A 16,749-nucleotide genomic window follows, 5' to 3' on the forward strand; every position below is an offset into this window, starting at 1 on the left:
GACGTGGGTCCTTTGCGGCGCTCGCGAGGCGCGGCGGACAATTCTTGTTGTGCGAAGTGTGAACCGGCCGGCCATTTTCCGCTTGGCTGGCGCTGAACCGGATTGGTCTCGGAGCGAACTGATGGAGCAGGTCAATCCCGTAAGCCGGCCGCGGCACGTCATCTGGAACACCGCAGTGACCCCGCCGGACGAGCAGTTTTCCTATTACCGCGAGGCGATCTGCCAGGCATTCATGAACCTGACGCCGGAGTCGGCGACGACGTCACGCTTCCCTGCCAAGGTGGAGACGATCGGGCTCGGCGCCGGCGCAATCAACCGGGTGATGTTTCCCGAGCATACCGTCAATCGCTCGCGCGCCGATATCGCAGCATCGACCGAGAGCTGCTTCTATCTCAATTTCAAGCTCGCCGGGCGCTGCCGCATGCTCCAGGGCGACAGCGAGGTCAGCTTGTCGCGCGGCCAGGTCGGCATCGTCGAAAGCGACCGCGAGGTGACGCTGTTGCACGATCGCGGTCCGATGCTGGAGGTCGCTTCGTTCTGGGTGCCATCGCGCGCCCTGCGCGACCGGCTGCCGCCGTCGTTCGATTTCAGGGCCGAGCGCGTGTCCGACGATCCCCATGTCGGTCATCTCATCGTCGAGACCGCGCGCTCCCTCAATGCCGGCGCATTGCGGATGGCGGAAGAGGACAGCATTCGGCTGTTCGACGTGCTGCTCGATCTCGTTGCGCTCAGCCTGTCGCGCCGCTCGCGGGCGCAGACGGCGGAAGCCGCAAGCTTTGCAGACGCGACCGTGCTGGCGCTGCGCCGCGCCATTCACGAGCGGCTGCGCGAGCCGGGACTGACGGTCGCGGCGGTCGCCGGCTCCGTCGGCATCAGCGAGCGCTATGTCCACAAGCTGTTCGAACGCTCCGGCACGACATTTTCGGACTACGTGATCGATCGCCGCCTCGTGGGCGCGGCGGCCGATCTGAAGGATCCGGCATCGGGCGGCCGCGCGATCGGCGCCATCGCGTTCGACTGGGGCTTCTCCGATCTCTCCCACTTCGCGCGGCGCTTCAAGCAGCGCTTCGGCTGCCGCCCACGCGATTGGCGTGCGCGATAAACAGAGCTACAGCGACCTCGCGATCAGCAGCTTCATGATCTCGTTGGTGCCGCCATAGATCTTCTGGATGCGGGAATCGATGAAGATGCGCGAGATCGGATATTCCTGCATGTAGCCGTAGCCGCCGAACAGCTGGAGGCATTCGTCGGCGGTCTGGACCTGCTTGTCCGAGCACCAGTATTTCGCCATCGACGCCGTGACGGTGTCGAGATCCCCGGCGACGAGGCGCTCGATGCACCAGTCGACGAAGACGCGCGCGATCATCGCTTCGGTCTTGCGCTCGGCGAGCGTGAAGGCGGTGTTCTGGAAGTCCATCAGCGGCTTGCCGAACGCTTTCCGTTCCTTGGTGTACTCGGTGGTGAGCTTGACCGCGCGCTCCATCGAGGCGACCGCGCCAACCGCAAGCGCGAGGCGCTCCTGCGGCAATTGCTGCATCAGCTGGACAAAGCCCTGGCCTTCCTCCTTGCCGAGCAGGTTTTCCGGCGGCACCGTGACATTGTCGAAGAACAACTCCGACGTGTCGGAGGCGTGCAGGCCGATCTTGTCGAGGTTGCGCCCGCGCTTGTAGCCGTCCGCGCCCGCGGTCTCGACCACGATCAGCGAAATGCCCTTGGCGCCGGCTTCACCCGTGCGTGCCACGACGACGACGAGATCGGCGGCCTGGCCGTTGGTAATAAAAGTCTTCTGGCCGTTGATGACGTAGGAATTGCCCTGCTTCTTGGCGGTGGTCTTGACGGCCTGCAGGTCCGAGCCGGTGCCGGGCTCGGTCATGGCGATGGCACCGACCATCTCGCCGGAAGCCATCTTCGGCAGCCAGCGCTTCCTCTGCTCCTCCGAGCCGTAGTTGAGGATGTAGTGCGCGACGATGGCGCTGTGCACGGAGACGCCGGTGGTGAGCTCCGGCACCGTGCTTTCGAGGTCGTCGAGCACGGCGGCGTCATAGGCGAAGGTGGCGCCGAGGCCGCCATATTCCTCCGGCACGCTCGCCAGCAGCGCGCCCATCTCGCCGAGCCCGCGCCAGGCGAAGCGGTCGACCATCTTCTGCTCGCGCCATTTCTCGGCATGCGGCGCCAGATCCTTGGCCAGATATTTCCGGAACTGGTCGCGGAAGATTTCGAGCTCTTCGGTCATCCAGGAGGAGCGGTAGGACATGGTCACCTCGGTCAATGCGGCTCTCCGGCCTTGGTAGGCTGGTCGGCGGCGGCAATTATTGTGTTTTCAGGCTGCGCCGGTGACGCTACCAAGGCGGCCGGAAAACGCGTCTGTCGGGGTGTCTGATCTTGGCTGTCAAAATGCAGGAGCTCAAGCTCGACATCGAGCGCATTGGCACGGTCTCGGCGATCCTGACGCAGCCGGGCAATGCGCGCGCCTGCTACGTCCTTGCGCACGGCGCCGGCGCAGGGATGCGCCATGCATCGATGGACAAGATTGCGGAGGGGCTCGCGGAGCGCGGCATTGCGACGTTCCGCTTCAATTTTCCCTACATGGAAAACAAGCAGGGCCGTCCTGACCAGCCAGCGGTCGCGCATGCCACGATCCGCGCGGCAGTCGAGGACGCAGCGCGGCTCTGCCCCGGCTTGAAGCTCGTTGCCGGTGGGAAGTCGTTTGGCGGGCGCATGACCTCGCAGGCGCAGTCCAAGGCGCCGCTGCCTGACGTCAAAGGGCTCGCCTTCCTCGGCTTTCCCCTGCACGCCGACAAAAAGCCGTCGACGGAGCGCGCTGAGCACCTGGCCCATGTCGAGATCCCGATGCTGTTCCTGCAAGGCACGCGCGACGGGCTTGCCGATCTCGGCCTCCTCAAGCCCGTGATCAATGCACTCGGCCCGAAGGCGACGCTGCACGAGGTCGCCGGCGGCGATCACTCCTTCGCGGTGCTGAAGAAGTCCGGCCGAACGAATGAAGAGGCCCTCACAGAGGTGCTCGATACGCTCGCGGCCTGGATCGATGAGCTCGCTTAAGGCTCAAGCGGAATAAAGCCCCTTGTCGCGCGCCTTCTGGATCGCCAGCGCGGCGATCAGGTCGAGCGTCGGCGTCGACAGGCCGGCGGTGCGGGCGAAGGCGGCGGGCGCCTTCACCAGCACGTCTATCTCCATGGCGCGGCCAAGCTCGTAGTCCTGGAGCAGCGACGGCTTGTGGTTGGGGGCGGGGCCGCTGCGCGTCACGCGCTTGACCTCGGGGATGAAGTGCTGCGCGATGTCGTTGGCCTCGTTCAGCATGCGCGGAATGACCTCGGCAAAGGCCGGGTCGTCACGCACGCCGCGCGCGGTCTGGCCGGTGAGCAGGCACAGTACCGACAGTGACATGTTGGTCAGGAGCTTTGACCAGATCGCCTCGCGGATCTCCGCCACCGGCGGCGATTCCAGCCGTGCGTCGTTGAGAACGCCGCGAAGCCTGGTGATGCGCTCGCAATTGCGGTCGTCGCATTCGCCGATCAGCAGGCGGTTGCGGTCCGGCGTCAGGTTCTGCACCACGCCGGGCGCGGTCACCTCGTTGGAGGAGAAGACGACGCCGCCGACGATCCGCTCTTTCGGGATGCATGCGCGCAAGCGCCCGCCGGGGTCGAGGAAGGAAATGTCGGGCGGCGTCGGATGCCGCGGCGGCAGGCCGATGCCGTACCACCAGGGAATACCGTTCTGCGCAAAGACGATCGCGGTGTCGTCCTGGAGCAGCGGTTTTATGCTGGCGACCAGCCCCGTCAGCGCGGTCGCTTTGAGCGTGCTGATCACGACGTCCTGCGGGCCGAGCTGGGCCGCATCGCCGGAGGCGTTCACCTTGGCGGTGACCTCGGAATCGCCGACGCGCAGCTTCAGGCCATTGGCGCGGACCGCCTCCAGATGCGCGCCGCGCATCACGCACGAGACCTCATGGCCGGCGCGGGCCAGCCTGACCGCGATATGGCTGCCGACGGCGCCCGCGCCGAAAATGCAGATGCGCATGGTGTGATGTCCCGTCCCTGATCCCGTGATGTCGCCCGGCAGCAGCATGACACAACCCGCCATGCGATGGACGCGGCTGCCCTACGCCGGAAAGATATGGATCGGGATGAGTTGCCTCAGCCATAGTGGGCGGCAAACAAGATGCCTGGAGGATCGCCGATGACTGCCAACCCCGTCCTGTGGACCCTCGATGAGCGTGGGGTTGCGACCGTCACGTTGAACCGGCCTGAAGTGAACAATGCCTATGACGGCGCATTGATCGCAGGCGTGCTCGCCGCCATGGACGATCTCGGCAGGAAGTCCAACCTTCGCGTCGTCGTGCTCCGGGGCAATGGCAAGCATTTCCAGGCCGGCGCCGACCTCAAATGGATCAGCGGCGTGCGGCCGCAATCGGCCGAGGCGAACGAGGCAGCGTCGCGGGCGACCTTCGAGGCCGTGCAGCGGCTCAATACCTTGCCAATCCCGACCGTCGCACTGGTGCAGGGCGGCTGTTTTGGCGGCGGCACCGGTGTGATTGCCGCCTGCGACGTCGTGATCGCAGCGGACAATGCGCTGTTCTCGATCACGGAGGTGCGCTGGGGCCTGACCGCCGCCATCATCATCCCGCAGCTTTGCGATGCCATTAGTGTACGGCAAGTCCGCCGTTATGCGCTGACAGGCGAACGCTTCGGCGCCGAAGATGCCCGCCGCATCGGCCTCGTCCACGAGGTCGTCCCGCTCGCCGACCTCGAAGCCGCCGGCGCCAAGGTGGTCGAGCAGCTCCTTGCCAACGGACCAGAGGCGATGGCCGAGACCAAGCGGCTCGCGCTGGAGAGCTCGTTCGGCGGGATGGCGGTGGACGATGCCGCGTACAAGCGGCTCGTGCACCTGCATTCGGTGAAGCGCCAGAGCGCCGAGGCGGCGGAAGGCCTGGCGTCGTTCGCGGAGAAGCGGGCGGCGAATTGGGGTAGCGGCTAGGGGAAAGGGGGCTCGCCTACCGTTTTGATCTCAGCAAGTGGCGAACTTTCATGAGCGCAAAACCCAGCAGATTCAGTCCGCGCCATTTGTGAGGCTCTCTTGCCCGCTTGTCGTCGGCAGCAAGACCGATGCCCCAAATCCTATCGACAGGGCTGGCCTCCACAAGCACCGCATCGCCCGTCGCCAGCAGCCAGTCTTCAAGCTCGGCGTTTTGGCCGAACTTCGCAAAATTGCCGCGTACCGCCGTCTCGAAGCGATGTGCAATCCAATGCTCTTCATCAAAGCCGCGCACGGCCCGGCCAAGGCTCTTCGCCTCAGAGGGGCTGGACGAAGACAGAATGGCGGCGAGAGTCTCTTGATCCCCGAACAGCTCGGCCTTACGGACCATCATGTAGTGTTCGGCGGTCGCGTATGTCCGAGCGTCAACGGAGAACGTTGCCGGCCACCACTGGCTGAGCACGTGCTTATCGATCCTTTGATCCTTCGGGGTATGCCCCCAAAACAGCAGAAATTCGGGAGCCCACCCGGAGTCGATTGCGCTCTTCAGGGCCCCAACGTCCTCAATTTGCATCGACGTTCCCTTCCGTCACTTCGGTCACAAGTCGCACCGTTCAGCAGCCGCGGCAGATGTTGTTGATGCTGCGATAGACGGCATCGTCGTCCTGCCGCATCTGGCGCATCGATTCGAGCGTCTTGCTTTCCGCGCTGGGCTCAGGCTTGCGCTTGGCGGCCAGCGCGGCTTCCTGACGTTGGTAACACGCCTCGCGCTCCGGCTTGGCCTGGATGAACCGGCATTGCGCGACCTCGGCGCGGGCCGGGGCCGTACCGGCCATGATGCCGATCGCGATGACGGCAGCCATTTGTATCCTTGATCCCATCGTCATTCCCTCGAACCACTCATTACCCCAGAGCAACCCGATATCACCTGCATCGGACCTCTGTCCCAAATCTCGTCGGCGGCGGATCGAGGCGAATCTCCGTAATTCCGCGGGGCTTTCCTTAAGGGTTCAATCATTCCCCGCCATTAGGGTTACGACAATTGTCACGCCATGGTGTCGAATGCACAGACAAGTTTTGGGACTTTGGAAAGCCGGATCGATCGTCGCCGCGGCGGCGGGGCTGCTGGTTCTGCAACCGGCTGCCGCTTCACCGCGATTGATCTCTCTGGCATTCAATTCCCAGCTGGGGAGCCCGCAGCAAATCGGAGCCGATGAGTTTCGCCAGAAGCTGGTGGCATCGGCCGGCAAGCGCATCGTGATCGACGAGCGCGCCACCAACGCGCTCGGCAGCGAGAACGCCATCCTGGCGGCGACCCGGGCCGGCTCGGTCGATATGGCGGTGCTGTCGGGGTCTGTGGTCAGTTCGGTCGTCCCCGAACTTGGCGTGTTCGACATTCCCTTCCTGTTCCGCGACACAGCCCACGCGAAGGCCGTGGCGCAAGGTCCGGCCGGCGCGGCGATCGCCACCAGATTCGCCGACAAGGGGCTGACGCTGCTGGCGATCGGCCGACGGGATTTCGCAACGTCACGAACTCAAAACGGCCGGTTCGCTCGCCCGAGGATATCAAAGGTCTAAAGATTCGCGTCATTCCGAACGAGATCTACCAGATGACGTTCAAGGCGCTCGGCGCCGAAGTGGTCCCGATGGAATTTCCGCTGGTCTACACCGCGCTGAAGGACGGCCGGCTCGATGGGCAGGAAAATCCGGTGCCGACCATCGCCGGCTCCCGGCTCTACGAAGTCCAGAAATACCTCACGCTGACCGGTCACTTCTTCGCGCCGATCGCATTCGTCGCCAACCGTGCCATGTTCGAACAGCTTCCGCCGGCCGATCAGGCCATGCTGATCGCGCTGGCGAAGGAGGGAGCGGAGGCGACCTGGCAGGCGAAGCTCGATGCCGCGTCGCTCGAGCAAGTGCGTAGCGGCGGCATGGACGTCATCGAGACATTCGATCGCCAGCCGTTCGTCGACGCGGTCAAGCCGCTCGATCAGGAATTCGAGAAGCGGTTTGGCAAGGATCTGCTCGCCGCCATCCGCTCCACCCGTTGAAGAATTTCGGATTTGCCATGAAATTATCGCACATGATGTCCCGCGTCGGCGTTCGTCCGCGCGTGTTCGGCGGCTTCGCGCTGGTTCTCAGCTTTCTGGTCCTGCTCGCGGGCTTCGCCATGGTCCAGGTCGAGCGGATCGGCGGAACGGTCAATGAGCTCGTGACCAGCGCCGCCGGCGACGCCGGCATGTCACAGGCGCGGGCCGCGCTTCTGGAGGCGAACTCGGCGGTCGAGAAATTCATCCGAACCTGGAATGTCGGCGACAAGGATGCGGCGGCCAAGGCGATCGACGGGGTCGGCAAACTGGCCGATCAGGTCGACCGGCAGTTCGGCAAGCTGCAAGCGATCGCGGAAGGCATCGGCCCGGTCAAGGCCGCGCTGGAAACCTATCGCTCGTCGTTCACCGCGGCAGCGGAGGCGGCGGATCGGCTGCGCGCCGCGACCACGAAAACCGACGCCCAGGGGGCAGCCGCCGGCCTCAATGTCAGCGGCATTCAGGTGGCGCTCGCCAACCGGTCCGAAGACGCGGAACGGCTGGTCAACCCGATGCGCCTGGCCGGCGTCGTTGACGCGCTGCGGATCACCGTGATGCGCTATGGCTCCACTTTGTCGACGGGCGATGCCGACGACGCCAAGCAGGCGTTGTCCTACGCCCAGCTGGCGATCGCAGACACCGAGGCTGAGCTGGCGGGGGCGAACGACGCGAAGCTGAAGGCGCTGGTCGCCGCGCTCAAGACTGCGATCACTGCCGACGCGGCCGCGCTGGACGAGGTCATTAAGGTGGCCGCCGATCTGCGCGCCAGGCAGGCCGAATTGAAGAAGGCCAGTGCGGCAATCGACGACCACGTCAACAAGATCAACGCGAAGCTCGGCACCGTGCGCGCCGAGCAGGGCGACAAGACCGCGGCAGCGGTCGATCAGACCAAGCAGACTGTCATCGCGACCGCGGCCGGCGCGTTGCTGCTGGGAGCGGTGCTGGCGTGGCTGATCGGCGCCAGCGTGTCCGGTCCGATTCGCAGCATGACCGACCGGATGCAATCGCTGGCGGCGGGCGAGCTCGATGAGCCGATCCCCGGCGGCGACTCGCGCGACGAAATCGGCCGCATGGCACGCGCCGTCGAGGTGTTCCGCGAAAACGCGCTGGCGGTTCGCCGCATGGAAGGCGAGGCGACGGCACAGCGCGAAGCCAGCGAGGCCGACCGCGCCCGCATGATGTCGGATCTTGCCGGCCGCTTCGAGCAGGGCATGCAGGGAGTCATTTCCGGTGTCGGCGGCCGTGCCGACGACATGGGGCGCAGCGCCGAGGAGTTGGCAAAGGTCGCCGAACGCGGACGCGGGCTCGCCGAAGCGGTCGCGACCCGCGCCGAGCAGGCATCGATGAATGTGCAGACCGTCGCCTCCGCCACCCAGCAGCTCGCGGCCTCGATCCGTGAAATCTCGAGCCAGGTGCACCGCTCCGTCGCTGTCTCGAACAGGGCGACCGACGAGACCAATCGCACCTCCGAATTGATGCATGGGCTGTCGGATGCGGCTGAGAAGATCGGCACCATCATTCAGCTGATTCAGGCCATCGCCAGCCAGACCAATCTGCTGGCGCTGAACGCGACCATCGAAGCGGCGCGCGCCGGCGACGCCGGCCGGGGCTTCGCGATCGTCGCCAGCGAGGTCAAGAGTCTCGCCACCCAGACGGCGCAGGCGACTGAGCAGATCGCCAGCCAGATCGCGACGATCCAGAGTGCGACCGGCCAATCGGTTCAGGCGATCAAGCAGTTCGGCTCCACCGTCAAGGAAATGGCCGACATCGCCACGGCGATTGCGGCGGCCGTCGAAGAGCAGGGCGCGGCCACTGGCGAAATCGCGCGCAACGTCGAGGAGGCGGCCAACGGCACCACGGCGGTGACGCAGGAAATCGGTCAGGTGCGCGCCGTGGCGGGCGAGACCGACGCCGGTGCCGAAGCCGCCCTGACGGTCGCAGCCGCCCTGAAGCAACAGGCGGATTCGATGAGGTCGAACGTCGACGATTTCCTCCACACCATCCGCTCGGCGGCCTGAACCCGGAGAAGCCGGCGACGCCACGAGGGCGCACGAGGCGGCCTTACAGCACCGGTAGCAGCGCGCTCTTCAATTCGCGCAAGAGAGCCTGCACCGCGGCGGCGTTGCGCCGCCGCTCGGGGATCGCGGCCTTGACCCACAGCTCGGGAATTGGAAAGTCGCGCAGCACCGGCTTGAGCGTACCGTCGCGCAGGGCATCCGCCACGAGATAATGAGAGATCAGCGCGATGCCGTTGCCGGCGATCGCGCTGCGCGCCAGCACATGGCCCTCGTTGGAGGAGAGCAGCGGGCTGACCTGGACGCTGATGCGTCCGCGCGGGCCGTCGAAGATCCACTCCGGTCCCGTCGGCAGGAAGCTGAGGCAGCGATGGTCGACAAGGTCGCGCGGGTGCTTTGGCGCGCCGTGCTTCTTCAAATAGGCCGGTGAGGCGCAGAGCAGCCGTTTCAGCGGACACAGCGGCTCGTCGACCACACCGCCGAAGGAATGAGGGAAGGCGCCGATGGCGATGTCAAAGCCTTCGGTGACGGGATCGACCGGGCGGTCGATCAGCACGATCTCGAGTTTCAATCGCGGGTTCTGCGTCTGGAAGGCGCTGAAGGCGTCGGCAAGGCGCGCCACGGTGAGCGAGGTCGGCGCCTTGATGCGGAGGTGATCGACGAGATCGTGTCCCTTCTCGCCCATGCGCGAGAGCAGGTCGGTGGCATCGGCGACGACACTGCGGGCGCGATGCACAAAGCGCTGGCCGGCCTCCGTCAGGCGCAATTGCCGGGTCGAGCGATGGAACAGCGGCGCGCCGATCCGCGCCTCCAGTTGCGTGACGCGCTTGGCCACGACCGAGGTCGAGACATTGAGTTTGCGTGCGGCGGCAGAGAATCCGGCCGTATCCGCCGTGGCGAGGAAGGCCTGAAGATTTACCAGGATGTCCATGTCGACCTTTCTCGATTCGAGAAAGCTGATCGCGTATTTTGATGGATTGTAGCTCGCCTTGCGTTAATTCATAGTCGGCTTCAAGCAAGAGATTTTGGGAGCGGACGCGCATGCGGGCCATGATGATCGAAGAACCGGCACGCCAAGTGCCGCTCTACGGCGAATATGAAGTCGTCGTTCTCGGCGGCGGCCCTGCCGGCATCGTGGCGGCGGCGTCAGCGGCGCGCGCGGGACGAAAGACGCTGCTGATCGAGCGCTACGGCTTCCTTGGCGGCATGGGCACGGCTGCCGGCGTCACCAATTTCTGCGGCCTGCATGGCAATGTCTACGGCCAGGCCCATCGGCTGGTGCAGGGCATGGCGTCCGATCTGCTGGCGCGGATCGATCATTTGAACGGCCTCAACGCGCCGCATCTGATCCTCGGCAAGGTCTTCGCCCAGGCCTATGACACCGCGGCCTACAAGATCGCGGCCGACGAGCTGCTCGCCAGCCACAAGGTGCACATCCTCTTCCATGCGCTCGGTGCCGGCGTCGTGATGGGCGATAACAGCCGCATCGATGCGCTGATGGTCGAGACCAAGGCCGGACGGCAGGCGGTCCGCGCCGAGATCTTCATCGATTGCTCCGGCGACGGCGACCTCGCGGTCTGGGCCGGGGCGCCCTTCGAGCTCGGCGATGAGCACGGCCATCCGATGTACCCCTCGATGATGCTCCGCCTCAACGGCATCGATCCCGAGAAGGCGGGCGATGCCTGGCGGACCATCCCGCAATTGATGGAGAAGGCGATCGCCGCCGGCACCCACACATTTCCGCGCAAGAGCGCGATCGTGCGGCCGCAGAAGTCAGGCATCGAGTGGCGGGTGAATTTCACGCAAGTGGCGCGTGAGGACGGCCATGCCATCAACGGCATCGAGCCCGACGACCTCACCCGCGGCGAGATCGTGGGCCGCAAGCAGGCGCTGGCCGCATTCGAGTTCCTGCGCAGCACCGTGCCGGGCTTCGAAAAGTCCTACATCGTCGATTTGCCGCCGCAGCTCGGTATCCGCGAGACCCGCCGCATCAAGGGCGGCTACCAGCTCAGCGGCGAGGATGTGCTCGGCTGCGCCTCGTTCGCGGATTCCATCGGCGTCAATGGCTGGCCGATCGAGGCCCATGTTCCCGGTGACGTCGTCTTCACGTTCCCGCCAATCCCGGAATCGCGCGGCTATAACGAGCTGCCTTACCGGATGCTGGTGCCCGAAGGCGTCGACAATCTCCTCGTCGCCGGCCGCTGCGCCTCGATGACCCATGAGGGCCAGTCGGCGGCGCGGGTTTCCGGTGCCTGTTTCGTGATGGGGGAGGCCGCCGGTTCCGCCGCGGCGCTCGCGCTCGCAGGAAACCGCATCCCGCGCGACATCCCCATTGAAAAATTGCAGGAAACGTTGAAACAACAGGGCGCCTTCATTGGGCGGGACCAGCCCGTGCCTGAAGGTTTGTGACGGTTGTAACATTACGACCGAGAGAACGACGACGGAGGACACGGGATGATCGGGATTGCGCGGCTCGCACTGGCTGGCCTGATGGCGATCACAGCGATGGGCACGGCCCGGGCCGAAGACGCGCTGAAGGCCAGGGTCGGCGTGCTCCGCCTGTCGTCGTCCGCGCCCGTCTTCATTGCGCAGGACAAGGGATATTTCCGCGAGGCCGGTCTTGATGTCGAGCTGAAGTTCTTCGATGCGGCGCAGCCGATCGCGGTCGCGACGACCTCGGGCGACATCGATTTTGGCGTCACCGCCTTCACCGCCGGTCTCTACAATCTAGCGGGCAAGGGCACGCTGAAAGTGATCGGCGGTATGAGCCGCGAGAAGGCCGGTTACCCCCTGATCGGCTATTTCGCCAGCAACAACGCCTATGCCGCCGGATTGAAGACGCCGAAGGACCTCGCGGGCAAGCGCGTAGCCGTGACGCAGGTTGGCTCATCCTTTCACTATTCGCTGGGGCTGCTCGCCGACAAATACGGCTTCAAGCTCGCAGACGTGAAGATCGTGCCGCTGCAATCGCTGTCGAACGCGGCGGCCGCCTTGAAGGGCGAGACGGTCGATGCGGCGCTGCTGCCTATTTCTACCGCGCGAAAGCTGATGGACGAAGGCGGCGCGAAGTTTTTGGGATGGGTCGGCGACGAGACGCCGTGGCAGCTCGGCGCAGTGTTCGCTTCGCCCAAGACGCTGACCAACAAGGTGCTGGTGACAAAATTTCTCGGCGTACTCGCGAAAGCCGACCGCGAATATCACGACGTCATCCTCGCAGCCATGAAGGACGGCGTCGCGCCCATCAACGACAAGACAAAGCCGCTGCTGGAGATCATCGCAAAATACACCAATTTGCCAGTCGAGCAGGTGGTCGGCAATTGCGCCTATATCGATCCCGACGGCAAGCTGGACGTCAAGAACGTCGACAACCAGATCAAATGGCTCCAGGAGCAGGGCTTTGCCGACAAGGGCTTTGATGTGAACACGATCATCGCCAAGGATTTTGTGAAGGCGGATTGAGAGTAGAACGCGGCTTATGGACCTGATCGCCAACCACATCAGCCACCGTTTCGGCGACCTCGCCGTGCTCGACGACGTTTCCTTCACCGTCGGTGCCGGCGAAGTGGTGGCGATCGTCGGGCCCTCGGGATGTGGCAAAAGCACGCTGCTGTCGATCCTCGGCGGGCTGTTGCAGCCGATTTCGGGCGCGCCCGAGCTGCGCGGATCGCCGCCGGCGGACAGTCTCAATCCGCTGACCTTCGTGTTTCAGGATTTCGCGCTGCTGCCCTGGGCGACGGTGGAGGAGAATGTCGAATTCCCGTTGCTGCATACCCAGCTCTCGGCCGTGCAGCGCCGCGCGCTGGTCGACGATGCCTTGCGTCGCACCGGCCTGACCGATTTTCGCACAACCTATCCGAAGCAGCTTTCCGGCGGCATGCGCCAGCGCGTCGGCATTTCGCGCGCGCTCGCGGTCAAGCCCGCCATCCTGCTGATGGACGAGCCGCTGTCGGCGCTGGATTCACAAACACGCGAGCTGCTGATGGAAGATTTCGTCCGCCTGCTCGCCGATGGCGGCATGGGCGCGGTCTATGTCACCCATAATCTCGAGGAGGCGGCGCGGCTCGCGGACCGCATCGTGGTGCTGTCGCGGCGGCCGGGCCGTATTCGCGAGGTCGTGACCGTACCGATGACGCGCACCGAGCGCGGCGAGATCGCTGCGCGTGAGAAGCTGCTGGCGCTTCAGAACCAGATCTGGTCGCTGATACGCAATGAGGCGATCGACGCCGAGCGCGAGGTCCAGCATGCTTGATCGCGCGGGGACCTCTGCGAAGGACGACACGACGCGGCGCGTCCGTTTTCGCGGCGCCGGGTTCGTGCCCGCCAGCAGCCGCTTCGGCGGCTGGATCGCGCTCGCCCTCGTCATCGCGATCTGGCAGGCGGCCGGCAGCGCCGGGCTTGTCAATCCGCTGTTCCTGCCGGCGCCGGCTGCGATCGCGCGGGCGATCTACGAGCTCGCGATGTCAGGCGCGCTCTGGCAGCATCTGTCGGCCTCGATCCTGCGCATCGGCATCGGCTGGGTGCTGGGAACAGCGGCCGGCGTCGCGGTCGGCTTTGCCATCGGCTTGTCGCGGCTTGCGCGCAGCGTCGGCATCACCTTCATCTCGGCGCTGTTCCCGATCCCGAAGATCGCACTGCTGCCGTTGCTCATTCTCTGGCTCGGCATCGGCGAAGAGCCGAAGATCGCGACCATTGCGCTCGGCGTGTTCTTCTCGACCGCAATCTCGGTCTATAGCGGCGTCGACGCGGTGCCGCGCAACCTCATCCGCATGGCGCAGAGTTTCAACGTCCCCTTCGCCACCATCGTGCGCAAGGTGATCTGGCCGGGCGCGCTACCCGCCATCCTCGCGGGCTTCCGCATCACGGCGTCCGTCGCGCTGCTGCTCGTCGTCAGTGCCGAGATGATCGGCGCCCAGTACGGCATCGGCGCCTTCGTGCTTCAGGCCGGCAATCTGATGCAGACGGACCAGCTGCTCGCGGGCGTGGTGATCCTGTCGGTGTTCGGGCTTGTGGTGGGGAAGGTGATCGGCTGGCTGGAGATCAAATTATTGCACTGGCGGTGAGGCATACTCTCGTCATTGCGAGGAGCGAAGCGACGAAGCAATCCAGACTGTCTCCGCAGAAAGATTCTGGATTGCTTCGCTTCGCTCGCAATGACGATGTGGCTAGCAGCGTCGCCTACGCGTTCCCGCGATCCTCGCGAAACAGATCCAGCTTCTGCTGCACCGGGCGATCCGAGAAGCTGAACAGCACGGCGTCGTCTTCGGCTTCGTGCGTCACCCACTGCCAGCTCGGCACCACGAACAGATCGCGCGGGCCCCATTCGAAAACGGCATCGCCAATGCGGCTGCGTCCCTTGCCCTCGATCGGACAGAACACGGTCGCATCGGTCGCGCGGTAGCGTGCGGTCTTGAAACCCTTGGGCAGCAACTGGATGAAGGTGCCGATGGTCGGCATTGCGAAATCGCCGGTCTCGGGATTGCTGAATTTCAGCTTCAATCCGTGGCAGGCGTCCCACTCCTGGCTCGCGCGGGCTTTCTCCAGCGCCTCGCGGGTGTAGGCATAGGGATAGCTGAAGATCGGAGAGGTCTTGGACGATCGCTTCACGTCGACCGGTAGCAGATTGTGGCCGTAGCGCGCAAAGCTGTCGCCGGCGGGCTTTGTGATCCTCTGCTGGTCGTCCTTGGAACCTTCCGCAAAAGAACAGTCGAAGAACTGCACCAGCGGGATGTCGAGGCCGTCGAGCCAGAACATCGGCTCATCGGTCTCGTTGGAATGATCGTGCCAGGTCATCGACGGCGTGATGATGAAATCACCGGGCTCCATCGCGGTGCGCTCGCCGTCGACCGCGGTGTGGGCGCCCTTGCCTTCGAGCACGAAGCGCAGCGCCGACTGGCTGTGGCGGTGCGCGGGCGCGACGTCGCCGGGCACCACCATCTGCACGCCGGCATAGAGCGAGGTCGTGATTTTCGACTGGCCGCGCAGGCCGGGGTTCTCCAGCACCAGCACGCGCCGCTCGGCTTCCTTGGCCGTGATTAGTCGGCCCGCTTCCGTCATGTAGTCGCGGATGACGTCGAATTTCCACAGATGCGGGCGGCAGGCGCTCTTCGGCTCCGGCGTGATCAAATCGCTCATCACCGTCCACAGCGCGGTGAGGTTTTCGCCGTCGATCTTCCGGTAGAACGCCTCGCGTTCCGGCGTCTTGGTCACGGCTTCCATGGTGCGGCTCCCGCTCGTTTTGTTGATTGACAGTATACTGACGATCTAGGTAGCGTCAACGTGACGAACGGCCTACAAAGCCGCTGTCATTCCGGGGCGCGCCGAAAGGCGCGAGCCCGGAATCCATACTCCCGATCGTGGTTATGGATTCCGGGCTCGACGCTAGCGCGTCGCCCCGGAATGACGAATAAAATACAGGGAGGGTTCCGATGAAGCTGCACGGCTATTTCCGCTCCAGCGCCGCCTATCGGGTGCGGATCGCGCTGAACCTCAAGGGCCTCGGCGCCCAGCACCTGCCGCATCATCTTCGCAAGGGCGAGCAATGCGCGCCCGCCTATCTCGCCATCAATCCGCAAGGGCTGGTGCCGACGCTGGAGAACGATGCGGGAGCGGTACTGACCCAATCCGTCGCCATCATCGAATGGCTCGACGAGACGCACCCCAATCCGCCGCTGCTGCCGAAGGATCCGCTGCCACGCGCCAAGGTCAGGGCGTTCGCGCTGGCGATCGCCTGCGACACCCACCCGGTGCAGAATTTGAAGGTGCTGGCGCGGCTGCGCGAGCTCGGGCTCGCCGAGGAGAAGGTCCAGGACTGGGCGGCGTGGGTCAACCGCGAGGGGCTGTCGGCCTGCGAGACGCTGGTCAGGGACGAGGCGGGGCCGTTCTGCTTCGGCGATGTGCCGACGCTCGCCGATCTCTGCCTGGTGCCGCAGCTCGCCAATGCGCGCCGTTTCGGCGTCGATGTGTCGGCCTATCCGCGGCTGCTGAAGGCGGAGGCTGCGGCAAAGGCGCTGCCGGCCTTCGCAAGCGCCGCCCCGGAGAAGCAGCCCGATGCCGAGTAAGCCCGCCGCTCCGATCACGATAGACGCGGTCTATGCCGCGCCGGGCTATCTGTTCCGGCGCATGCAGCAGATCGCAGTCTCGATCTTCATGGAGGAGTGCAAGGCGTTCGATCTCACGCCGGTGCAATACGCCGCACTGATCGCGATCCACACCCATCCCGGCATCGACGCGACACGGCTGTCGGCGGTGATCGCTTTCGACCGCTCCACGCTCGGCAGCGTGATCGAGCGGCTGCAGGCCAAGGATTTTATCGAGCGCAAGCCGGCACCCGAAGACAAGCGGATCAAGCTGCTTTATCTGACGAAATCAGGCGCCGCGATCCTGCGCGAGATCATCCCCGCCGTCGAGCGCGCTCAGGCGCGGATGCTGGAGCCGCTGAAACCCGCCGACCGCAAGGCGCTGATGGGGCTTTTGGTGCAGCTCGTCGACCTCAACAACGAGGCCTCGCGCGTGCCGCTGCGCGCGGAGGACGCGCTGGAGCATATGGGGAAGGGTGGGTGAGGGGGACGGTCGGCGGATGCGGTGACGTTGTCGCCTTTATCTCCGCTGTCATTCCCCGCGAAGGCGGGGAATCCAGTACGCCGCGGCTTCTCGGT

Annotated in this window: 16 protein-coding genes and 1 pseudogene; 11 read left to right on the top strand and 6 right to left on the bottom strand. The window is 65.1% G+C overall.

The features are described 5' to 3' along the window. Positions 1–121 precede the first annotated feature (121 nt). Positions 122–1,102: a helix-turn-helix domain-containing protein gene (locus tag ABIA90_RS09365; RefSeq protein ID WP_354118622.1), complete on the top strand. Its 981-nt coding sequence runs from the start codon at positions 122–124 to the stop codon at positions 1,100–1,102. Between the two features lie 6 nt (positions 1,103–1,108). Here ABIA90_RS09365 and ABIA90_RS09370 read toward each other — a convergent pair whose 3' ends face one another. Beyond that, on the bottom strand, positions 1,109–2,254 hold the full coding sequence (locus ABIA90_RS09370) for an acyl-CoA dehydrogenase family protein (protein WP_354118872.1): 1,146 nt from the start codon (positions 2,252–2,254) through the stop codon (positions 1,109–1,111). A 128-nt stretch (positions 2,255–2,382) separates the two neighbouring features. Here ABIA90_RS09370 and ABIA90_RS09375 point away from each other — a divergent pair, with 128 nt between their 5' ends. Further along, positions 2,383–3,060: an alpha/beta hydrolase family protein gene (locus tag ABIA90_RS09375; RefSeq protein WP_354118623.1), complete on the top strand. Its 678-nt coding sequence runs from the start codon at positions 2,383–2,385 to the stop codon at positions 3,058–3,060. A 3-nt stretch (positions 3,061–3,063) separates the two neighbouring features. Here the strand turns inward: ABIA90_RS09375 and ABIA90_RS09380 are convergent, their stop codons facing one another. Further along, positions 3,064–4,038 carry a ketopantoate reductase family protein gene (locus ABIA90_RS09380; protein ID WP_166353464.1) on the bottom strand — a complete coding sequence of 325 codons (975 nt, stop codon included), beginning with the start codon at positions 4,036–4,038 and terminating at the stop codon, positions 3,064–3,066. Positions 4,039–4,197: 159 nt separating this feature from the next. Between ABIA90_RS09380 and ABIA90_RS09385 the strand changes: the two genes are divergently transcribed. Beyond that, positions 4,198–4,995 carry an enoyl-CoA hydratase-related protein gene (locus ABIA90_RS09385; RefSeq protein WP_354118624.1) on the top strand — a complete coding sequence of 266 codons (798 nt, stop codon included), beginning with the start codon at positions 4,198–4,200 and terminating at the stop codon, positions 4,993–4,995. A gap of 16 nt (positions 4,996–5,011) precedes the next feature. Here the strand turns inward: ABIA90_RS09385 and ybiA are convergent, their stop codons facing one another. Further along, positions 5,012–5,566, bottom strand: a complete 555-nt coding sequence (ybiA, locus tag ABIA90_RS09390) for a riboflavin biosynthesis intermediates N-glycosidase (RefSeq protein WP_354118625.1) — start codon at positions 5,564–5,566, stop codon at positions 5,012–5,014. A gap of 40 nt (positions 5,567–5,606) precedes the next feature. Continuing rightward, a complete protein-coding gene (locus tag ABIA90_RS09395; RefSeq protein WP_354118626.1) occupies positions 5,607–5,855 on the bottom strand; it encodes a hypothetical protein in 249 nt (82 codons plus the stop codon). 199 nt (positions 5,856–6,054) lie between these two features. Here ABIA90_RS09395 and ABIA90_RS09400 point away from each other — a divergent pair. Next, positions 6,055–7,043: pseudogene (locus ABIA90_RS09400) on the top strand (TRAP transporter substrate-binding protein). 17 nt (positions 7,044–7,060) lie between these two features. After that, the gene (locus ABIA90_RS09405; RefSeq protein ID WP_354118627.1) at positions 7,061–9,097 is read left to right on the top strand and encodes a methyl-accepting chemotaxis protein; all 2,037 of its coding nucleotides are present in this window, start codon (positions 7,061–7,063) and stop codon (positions 9,095–9,097) included. Between the two features lie 43 nt (positions 9,098–9,140). On the opposite strand, the gene ABIA90_RS09410 is transcribed toward ABIA90_RS09405, so the two are convergent. Beyond that, positions 9,141–10,025, bottom strand: a complete 885-nt coding sequence (locus ABIA90_RS09410; RefSeq protein WP_354118628.1) for a LysR family transcriptional regulator — start codon at positions 10,023–10,025, stop codon at positions 9,141–9,143. 110 nt (positions 10,026–10,135) lie between these two features. On the opposite strand from ABIA90_RS09410, the gene ABIA90_RS09415 reads away from it, so the two are divergent. Genes ABIA90_RS09415 through ABIA90_RS09430 form a run of 4 tightly spaced genes read left to right on the top strand, consistent with a single transcriptional unit; the run spans position 10,136 to position 14,154 of the window. Beyond that, positions 10,136–11,503, top strand: coding sequence for an FAD-dependent oxidoreductase (locus ABIA90_RS09415; RefSeq protein ID WP_354118629.1), 1,368 nt, complete (start codon positions 10,136–10,138; stop codon positions 11,501–11,503). A gap of 45 nt (positions 11,504–11,548) precedes the next feature. Next, complete coding sequence (locus ABIA90_RS09420; protein ID WP_166345909.1) at positions 11,549–12,553, top strand: ABC transporter substrate-binding protein; 1,005 nt, start codon at positions 11,549–11,551, stop codon at positions 12,551–12,553. 16 nt (positions 12,554–12,569) lie between these two features. Next, complete coding sequence (locus ABIA90_RS09425; protein ID WP_354118630.1) at positions 12,570–13,343, top strand: ABC transporter ATP-binding protein; 774 nt, start codon at positions 12,570–12,572, stop codon at positions 13,341–13,343. Further along, positions 13,336–14,154 (top strand): ABC transporter permease, encoded by an 819-nt coding sequence (locus ABIA90_RS09430; RefSeq protein WP_354118631.1) that lies wholly within the window; start codon positions 13,336–13,338, stop codon positions 14,152–14,154. Before ABIA90_RS09425 ends, ABIA90_RS09430 begins: the two co-directional genes overlap by 8 nt. Before the next feature lie 115 nt (positions 14,155–14,269). Here ABIA90_RS09430 and gtdA read toward each other — a convergent pair whose 3' ends face one another. Further along, positions 14,270–15,310 carry a gentisate 1,2-dioxygenase gene (gtdA, locus tag ABIA90_RS09435; protein WP_354118632.1) on the bottom strand — a complete coding sequence of 347 codons (1,041 nt, stop codon included), beginning with the start codon at positions 15,308–15,310 and terminating at the stop codon, positions 14,270–14,272. Positions 15,311–15,519: 209 nt separating this feature from the next. On the opposite strand from gtdA, the gene maiA reads away from it, so the two are divergent. Together maiA and ABIA90_RS09445 are read left to right on the top strand one after the other, a co-directional pair. Next, the gene (maiA, locus tag ABIA90_RS09440) at positions 15,520–16,152 is read left to right on the top strand and encodes a maleylacetoacetate isomerase (RefSeq protein WP_354118633.1); all 633 of its coding nucleotides are present in this window, start codon (positions 15,520–15,522) and stop codon (positions 16,150–16,152) included. After that, entirely contained in the window at positions 16,142–16,654 is a 513-nt protein-coding gene (locus tag ABIA90_RS09445) for a MarR family winged helix-turn-helix transcriptional regulator (protein ID WP_354118634.1), read from the top strand. The genes maiA and ABIA90_RS09445 overlap by 11 nt, the downstream gene beginning before the upstream one ends. Positions 16,655–16,749 lie beyond the last annotated feature (95 nt).

The sequence above is a fragment of the Bradyrhizobium sp. LA6.8 genome, assembly GCF_040547935.1.
GTDB classification, from domain to species: domain Bacteria; phylum Pseudomonadota; class Alphaproteobacteria; order Rhizobiales; family Xanthobacteraceae; genus Bradyrhizobium; species Bradyrhizobium barranii.